At 39.1% G+C, this 8,463-nt stretch carries 7 protein-coding genes; 6 read left to right on the forward strand and 1 reads right to left on the reverse strand.

What is annotated here, in order from left to right:
* Positions 1 to 11 precede the first annotated feature (11 nt).
* The 6 genes from VXK47_RS16385 to VXK47_RS16410 all read left to right on the forward strand — a co-directional run bounded on the left by VXK47_RS16385 (position 12) and on the right by VXK47_RS16410 (position 5,726).
* Positions 12 to 1,415 carry a S41 family peptidase gene (locus tag VXK47_RS16385; RefSeq protein ID WP_435549857.1) on the forward strand — a complete coding sequence of 468 codons (1,404 nt, stop codon included), beginning with the start codon at positions 12 to 14 and terminating at the stop codon, positions 1,413 to 1,415.
* 80 nt (positions 1,416 to 1,495) lie between these two features.
* Positions 1,496 to 2,476, forward strand: coding sequence for a divergent polysaccharide deacetylase family protein (locus tag VXK47_RS16390; RefSeq protein WP_435549858.1), 981 nt, complete (start codon positions 1,496 to 1,498; stop codon positions 2,474 to 2,476).
* Between the two features lie 33 nt (positions 2,477 to 2,509).
* Positions 2,510 to 3,052 (forward strand): dTDP-4-dehydrorhamnose 3,5-epimerase family protein, encoded by a 543-nt coding sequence (rfbC, locus tag VXK47_RS16395; RefSeq protein WP_435549859.1) that lies wholly within the window; start codon positions 2,510 to 2,512, stop codon positions 3,050 to 3,052.
* Positions 3,049 to 3,933, forward strand: a complete 885-nt coding sequence (rfbD, locus tag VXK47_RS16400; protein WP_435549860.1) for an SDR family oxidoreductase — start codon at positions 3,049 to 3,051, stop codon at positions 3,931 to 3,933. Before rfbC ends, rfbD begins: the two co-directional genes overlap by 4 nt.
* 27 nt (positions 3,934 to 3,960) lie before the next feature.
* Positions 3,961 to 5,196 carry a peptidase U32 family protein gene (locus VXK47_RS16405; protein WP_435549861.1) on the forward strand — a complete coding sequence of 412 codons (1,236 nt, stop codon included), beginning with the start codon at positions 3,961 to 3,963 and terminating at the stop codon, positions 5,194 to 5,196.
* Between the two features lie 20 nt (positions 5,197 to 5,216).
* Complete coding sequence (locus VXK47_RS16410) at positions 5,217 to 5,726, forward strand: cob(I)yrinic acid a,c-diamide adenosyltransferase (RefSeq protein WP_435549862.1); 510 nt, start codon at positions 5,217 to 5,219, stop codon at positions 5,724 to 5,726.
* A gap of 164 nt (positions 5,727 to 5,890) precedes the next feature.
* Here the strand turns inward: VXK47_RS16410 and VXK47_RS16415 are convergent, their stop codons facing one another.
* The gene (locus VXK47_RS16415; RefSeq protein ID WP_435549863.1) at positions 5,891 to 8,257 is read right to left on the reverse strand and encodes an ATP-binding protein; all 2,367 of its coding nucleotides are present in this window, start codon (positions 8,255 to 8,257) and stop codon (positions 5,891 to 5,893) included.
* Positions 8,258 to 8,463: the final 206 nt, after the last annotated feature.

Genomic DNA, 8,463 nt, shown 5'->3' on the forward strand with positions numbered 1-8,463 from the left:
AAGGAGAAAAAATGGACCGGAAAAAATACTGCCATATTAGGCTTTGGATTACCGTTATCATTGCTGCCGGTTTTTTAACCATTGGCACAGGTTTCTCACGTGATCTTTCGGCAAGCAATGAAGAGACATACAGGGGTTTAAAAATATTCAGCGATGTTCTTCAGATAATTGAAAATGATTATGTTGATCCTGTTGATACAAAAGAACTGGTACAAAAGGCAATTCAGGGTATGATAAGAGGCCTTGATCCGCATTCCGCTCTTTTGCCTCCGGAAGCGCTTGAAGATCTTGAGATTGATTCCGAAGGCGAATTTCCGGGCATAGGTATACACATAACACTGCAAAATGATCTTGTTACTGTTATTTCCCCCATCGAAGGAACACCGGCTTTTAAAGCGGGGATAAAAGCAAAGGATAAAATAATTAAAATTGGCGGGGTTACTCCCAAAGATTTAAGGGATGCGGTAAGCAAAATGAGAGGCCCGAAAGGCACAAGCGTTGTTGTAACCATATTGCGTGAAGGAGTTCCGGATCCGATTGATTTTACGCTTGTACGCGATATTATTCCGGTAGAAAGCATAAAATCCATGTCAATCAGACCCGGATATGGTTATATATGGATAACCAACTTCACAGGAAATACTACCGAAGATTTTTTAAAAGCTCTTGAAAAACTTGAGTCATCTACCGTTCCTTTAAAAGGCCTCATACTTGATCTTCGTGACAATGGAGGGGGGCTTTTGAACCAGGCTATAAAAATTTCCGATATTTTCCTTGAAGAAGGAAAAATTTTATCAATAGAAGGAAGGCATAAAAAGAATTCGAGAGTATTCAAAGCACATCCTGATAAGGTAAAGCGTACATACCCTATAATCGTTCTTATTAATGGCGGAACTGCAAGCGCTTCAGAAATAGTTGCCGGAGCGTTACAGGATCAAAAAAGGGCTCTGCTTATCGGGACAACTTCATTTGGTAAAGGATCGGTACAGAGTGTTGAACCTTTAAGAGACGGTTATGCACTCAAGCTGACGATAGCCCGATATTACACTCCAAGTGGCCGATCCATTCAAGCTAAGGGAATCGAGCCCGACATTGTACTTCGGCATAAAATGATCGGTGATGAAACCAATTATGATGATGGAGGTATGCTCAAAGAAAAAGATTTGAAAAACCATATTGATGCAAATCCTGATGAAAAGAAAGACAAGAAGGAAACCGCTCCGGATATTAAAAAAGAAAAAGATCCTGCAACTAATAAAGATAAAAAAGAGTTGGGAAAGAAAACAAAAATGCGTGAATTTGACTACAGGCTTGGCCCATTGACTATAGAAGGCCTTCAGTCCGATAACCAGGTGATGCATGCGCTTGAAATTTTATTAAGCTATGAAATATTCAAGGATAAACTGAAAAATTAATCCGGGTTTCTTATAGCTGTAAATATCCGGCAAGATAAGAATGCTACTATTTATACAAGGCTGCGCATTACCTGTGACTTATGGTTAAAAGTAAAAAAAAATCAAAAAAGAAAAAAGCGGGGTCAAAAAAGGCAGGAAATTTAAAACCTAATATTATAAAATCCGTTGCAGGTTTTTTTATTCTGCTGGTTTTAGTTATTGGGGCCGGTTTTTTAGCAAAATATTTTATTCCGGAAAAAAAACCGCTTCCTGTTAAAATACAGGTTCCCTTGAAAATAAAGGAGCAAAAGAAAAAAGTTACATTAAAACCGCCGGTTTTTGAAGTATACCCAAAAGAAGAAAAGCATTATGTGAAAATTCAACCAATAAAAATAAAAAGTCTTAAACACAATTTGCCTGATGTGGCTATAATTATAGATGATATCGGATATCACCCTGATCTTGAAAAAAAATATCTGGAACTTGATGCTGCCTTTACGTTTTCGGTACTTCCTTTCAGTCCGTATAAAAACATTACCATTGAAGCAGCACGTAAAAAGGGAAGAGAAATAATGCTCCACCTTCCGATGGAACCCAATGAATACCCGGAGATTTCTCCCGGTCCGGGAGCTCTGCTTACATCCATGAGTCCTGATCAGCTTATAAGCCAGATCAATGAGGATATTGATGATGTTCCTTTCATCAAAGGCGTAAATAATCATATGGGTTCAAAAATGTCTGCCTCAGATGTTCAGATGAATCAGATATTTTCGGTTCTTAAAGCAAGAGGGCTTTATTTTATTGACAGCAAAACAGGGCCGAAAACTTATGGCAGAGAATCGGCAAGGCTGTTTAAACTAACTTTTGCCGAAAGAGATGTTTTTATAGATCATAAACAGGATCGTGAATTTATAAAAAACCAGATTTATGAATTGATTAAAATTGCCAACCGGCATGGCAAAGCCATTGCAATAATGCATCCATATCCTTTAACATATCAGGTTGTTTCAGAGATGCTGCCTTATATGAAGAAAAAGATGAATATTGTTCCTGCTTCAGCGATAGTAAAAGATTCGAGTTGATATTAATGCAATACAAAAATTCCGGAAATAATTATGAATATAATCCCAACCTATCTTAAAGGTGTTATTTTAATTGAACCTCCTGTTTTTTCTGACAACAGAGGATATTTTACAGAAGTATACAAGAAAAGCGTATATGATAGCATAGGTATAGAAAGAAATTTTGTACAGGATAACCTTTCCTGTTCTTCAAAAGATGTTTTAAGAGGTTTGCACTATCAGGTAAAGCAAAAACAGGCAAAACTGGTTCAGGTTATTAAAGGGGAAATATTTGATGTGGCTGTTGATCTGCGGCCATATTCAAAAACCTTCGGCAAATGGGAGAGTTTTATACTGTCGGATAAAAACAACAGGCGGGTATTTATTCCTGAAGACTTTGCCCACGGCTTCTGTGTGCTAAGCGATACAGCTTATCTTTTATACAAGTGCTCTGAGCACTATGCTCCCGGGGATGAAGGAGGAATCATCTGGTGCGACGGTACATTAAATATTAATTGGCCGGTAAAAAATCCGATAGTATCTGAAAAAGATAGAAAGCTTCCGGCTTTTTCGGAAGTTTTCGGGGATATAAAATGAAAATACTTATAACAGGATCACAAGGACAATTAGGCTGGGAGCTGTTAAGAGAAGCTAAATCTTACGGATTTGAAACCATAGGTTTTGATCTTCCGCAAATTGATATAACCATTAAACCGGATGTTGAAAAAGTTATAAACAATATCAGGCCGGATATTGTTATAAATGCTGCTGGTTATACAAATGTTGACAGGGCTGAAGATGAAAGGGAAGTCTGCTTTGCTGCAAACTGCACTGGCCCGGGAAATATTGCTGCCGTTTGCAACAATCTTGATATTCCGATGATTCATATTTCAACCGATTATGTTTTTGATGGAAGAAAGAATACTCCTTATACTGAAAAAGATATTATATCGCCGATAAATGCTTATGGTAAATGCAAGGCTGAAGGTGATAATGCAGTAAGTGATGTTCTGCAAAAGCATATAATAATCAGAACATCATGGCTTTACGGAATACACTGCAATAATTTTGTTAAGACCATTTTAAGACTTGGAAAAGAAAAAGAAGTGCTTGAGGTCGTATCCGATCAGTACGGCTCTCCGACTTTTGTAACTGATCTGGCCGATGCAGTATTGACAATTTCATCTCATATAAAAAACAATTCCGGTGATATCTGGGGAATATATAATTATTGTGGTGCAGGAGTGACTACCTGGCATGGATTTGCCGAGAAGATAATAGAAGAAGCTGGAAAATATTTGGATATAAAAACAATTCTGGTTAAACCGATTACATCAAAAGAATACCCCGCAAAAGCAGGAAGACCTTCTTATTCCGCTCTTGATTGCAGCCTGATAAACAGGCAATTCGGAATAGTTTCAAAACCATGGCAGGAAAGCCTGAAAATGGCTATAAAATTAATTTGCAGTAACGCATGAAAAAGCTTTCTGCCACAACTCAGTGCTATGTCTGATAAGATAAATAAAAACCGAAAAATTGAGCTTCTTGCCCCGGCCGGAAATTATGAAAAGCTTGAAATTGCAATCCATTACGGTGCTGATGCAATTTATCTGGCGGGGAAAGACTTTTCTTTAAGAAATTTTTCAGGAAACTTTACCATAGAAGAGCTAAACAATGCGGTACGTTTTGCCGGAAAAGCGGGAGTAAAAGTATATGTTGCATGCAATATATTTTCAAGAAACCATGAGCAGGAGGCCATTAAAGATTATTTAATGAGTCTTTCCGAAATCGGACCGGATGCAGTAATTATTGCAGATCCGGCAATATTGCTTGAGACAAAAAATATAATGCCGGATATGCCTGTACACCTGAGTACACAGGCTAACACAACCAGTTACAAGGCGGCTCTTTTCTGGAAAAATATGGGGGTTAAAAGAATAAATACGGCCCGCGAGCTTTCCTTAAAAGAGATTAAAGAGATAGTCTCCTTAGGCGAAGTTGATGTGGAATCATTTGTCCATGGCGCAATGTGTATTTCATATTCCGGGCGCTGTTTGCTCAGCAATTTTATGGAAAACCGCGACAGCAATCACGGTATGTGCTGCCATCCATGCAGGTTCGGTTATGCGGTGGTGGAACAGACCAGACCCGGTGAATATATGCCTATAGAAGAAGACAGCCGTGGAACATATATCTTCAACTCAAAAGATTTATGTATGATAGAACATATTCCTGAATTGATAGATGCCGGTATATCTTCATTAAAAATTGAAGGTCGTATGAAAGGAATAAACTATCTTGCTTCAACGGTTAAGGTTTACAGGGAAGCAATCGACTCATGGTATGAATCTCCATCAGAATATAGTGTAAAAGAAGAATGGATTGATGAGCTTGGCAGAATCAGCAACAGGGGATACTGTACCGGGTTCTACTTTGGCAGAATGAATGAAACCATACCGAATTATTTTGACATAAAACCTGCGACCCAGCGCACATTTATAGGTAAAGTCATTGGTTCGGAAAAAGAAAACATTGCAATCACACAAGTGCGAAACAAATTATTTATAAATGACAAGGTTGATATACTGGGTGTCAAAGGACCGGCAAAGCGTGATGCTATCCGAAAAATAACTGATGCACAAGGGCAGCAGGTTGATTTTGCCCAACCCGGTAGTATTGTTAATATACTGTTTGACAATAAATACGAAAAAAATGATCTTATAAGAAAGATCGGATTATAATTACAATTGCGGAGGAAGATATGAAAGGTTATGTTCAGGTTTATACCGGAGACGGAAAAGGGAAGACAACAGCAGCTTTAGGCCTGTCATTAAGAGCGGCAGGATCCGGTCTGAAGGTTTATATAGCTCAGTTTATTAAGATGGGTGATTACAGTGAAATAAAAGCGCTTGCAAAATTTTCTGATCTGATAACAGTAGAACAATTCGGACTCGGCCGCTTTATTAAAGGTAAACCTTCACAAGAAGATATCGAAGCAGCCCATAATGGAATAGCTAAGGTAAAGTCCTTAATTGGTAAATATGATATAATAGTTCTTGAAGAGGCAAATGTAGCAGCAGCATGCGGTGTTATATCTGTTGAAGACATACTTGAACTGATTTCCTTAAAACCTGATAATGTTGAACTTGTAATTACAGGCCGGGGGGCTGATCCAAGAGTAATTGAAAAAGCCGGCCTTGTCACGGAAATGAAAGAGATTAAACATTACTATCAAAAAGGGGTTCAGGCCAGAGTTGGAATAGAAAAATAGAAGATGTTTTTCCACGCTTATTTAGACCCGGATAAAAAGTCTTGTCACGGCGGCAGGAAGAAAAGGCGGTCTTGGAATAAGAATAGTAGTCAGGAGAAATTACTGTTTTTCAGAATATGATGGCAAAGGAGAAGTAATTTACTGTGTTAATAAGGTCTCTTTCACTAATTTGTTGTTTTTATAACATCATTTAGCACTTTACCCAATACATTGGCATCAAACGGTTTGGGCATCATGCCTTTGAAACCAAATTCACCGAAATCTGACATGACCGGATCATCAGAGTAACCGCTTGAAACAACAGCCTTTACTTTAGGATCTATCTCATGCAATATCTTTATGACATCCTTTCCCCCCATACTTCCTGGAACTGTAAGGTCCAGAATGACGGCATCATAGGGTTTTCCCGATTCCATGCCTTTTTTGTACAATGCAACCGCCTCAGCGCCGTCATTTGCGAACTCTGCTTCATACCCCAATATCTCCAGCATATCTCCCATCATTTCCGTTAAATATTTATCATCGTCCATTATAAGTATTCTGCCCTCTCCTGTTAACCGGGCAGGTTCTTCTTTTACCGGAATTTCTTTGCCGGAAGCCGGCAGATAGATTGTAAAAATGGTTCCTTTATCCTGACTGGAGTTTACCGATATGTGACCGTGGTGTTTTTTGATGATAGAATAGGCTGATGCAAGTCCGAGGCCTCTTCCTGTCTGCTTTGTTGAAAAGTAAGGATCGAATATCTTTGAAAGGTTATTTTCGGCTATACCCACGCCCTGATCTTTGATGGTAATCATGATGTATCTCCCAGGTTTTACAGGCAGACCATGCTCCTTCTCTATCTCTTTATTCCAGGCGCGAATCTGTATTACTCCTCCCTCCGGCATAGCCTGGTTAGCATTTATAACAATATTATTTATGACCCGGCTTATCTGCCCTGGGTCGGCCTCTACAGACCAGAGGTTTTCTGCTATCGAAAACTCGCATTTGGATTTTGAACCGGTCAGCACAAAGAGGGAAGATTCTTTTAGAATACTTGCAATTGAAGAAATTTCCTTTACAGGCGTGCCTCCTTTGGCAAAAGTCAGTAACTGCATTGTCAGTGCCTGTGCTCTCACAGAGGCAAGTTCTGCCGCATTTAGAAAATCAAATATCTTACTGTCGGAATCCACATCCATCTTGGCAAGGGAAATATTTCCTGAAATAGCTGTCAATATATTGTTAAAATCATGGGCTATGCCTCCGGCAAGTATCCCGAGTGATTCAAGCTTCTTAGCCTTCAGAAGCTCTTCTTCCGTTCTTTTGCGCTCGGTTATGTCGTCGGACACTACGACAAAAAATTCCTTTTCCGGAGAATAGACCGAAAGGTTAAACCACATGTCCATGGCGTTAATGTAGAACTCGAAACGTTCGGACAGGCCGGTCAATGCTACGCGAGCAAACCGCTCGAATAACTCAGGATCGGTTTTACGGATGCCAGGAATGACCTCGGAGACCTTCTTCCCGGCCACATCCTTGAATCCGGTCAGGGTTTGGAATGCGTCATTGACGACTAAGCAGACAAAATCCTGAGGTTGGCCATCCTCGAAAAGAATCCGGCAATACGCAAATCCCTCCACCATGTTTTCAAAGAGTGTACGATACCGCGTCTCGCTTTCGCGCAAAGCCGCTTCCCTTCCTTTTAGCGAATCAGCCATATTGTTGAAGGCCTTAGCAAGTTCTCCTATTTCATCCTCAGTTTCAACAGGTACCTCCTCTACCACCCCTTCCATTCCGAAGATTTTAACACTTTCAGTTAATCTGTTAAGCGGCTTTGTTATCCCCTTCACCACGATGTATGTGGCTCCGGAACCAATCATGAGGAAGATAATCCCCATAAGTATGCTCTTATGCAATATATCGTTAAACTGCTTATACAGAATCTCCTTATCCATTGTTATTTTTACAAATCCAATGAGACGGTCATTTCTCTGAAGCGGATCCTTAACAAAAAACATAGATTCTTCCATAAGGTGACCGGAACTTGAGATTACGGGTGTCCAGAATTCTATGTGATTCTTCTCCTCAATATAAAAGGGTAAGATAGATTTTTTCAATTTTTCAAATATCTTACGCCTTACCAGCTCATCTTCCTCAGTTGATTTTTCCGAAATTCTTTTTCCGGGTCTTTTTTTGCTCTTCAACAGAACCCCATCCGGATTAAACACCAAAACTTCCAGGACATCCCCCTGTTGGAAAATCCCCTCAGCAGGACCTTCGAGCAACTCTTTATTTTCCGAAAATACACCGATCCGTGAATTGTAAGCAAGAACACTGGCAAGTACTTTTCCCTCTTTTATAAGGTTATCTTTGAGGGTTTTGATCTGGTTATGAATAAAGAGGGAAGTGAAAGAAGCTGAAATAAGAAATATAAAAAAGATAATTGCAGCAAATATTTTAATGCGGAAATTTTCATTCAAGATTTTCAGTAAGTTAAGCCCCATTTTATTTCCTTTAGCTAATGATCCTGGCTTTCCTGATAATCTTTTCATTAATAGTGATTCCTAACTTCCTTGCTACCTTCAGGTCAATGCCGTTGAATTAAGAAAAAGTACTTGCAAATATTCATATAATGAGCTAATTTATTTGTAAATTCTGAATATCTTCAACTTATCAAAAGGAGGAAATAAATGTTAAAAAATCTCTTTCAAAACAACAAAGTTGGCATGAAACATGAAATGCCATATGTGTGCCAAAA

This window comes from Desulfobacterium sp. N47, assembly GCF_051233685.1.
Lineage (GTDB): Bacteria > Desulfobacterota > Desulfobacteria > Desulfobacterales > RPRI01 > RPRI01.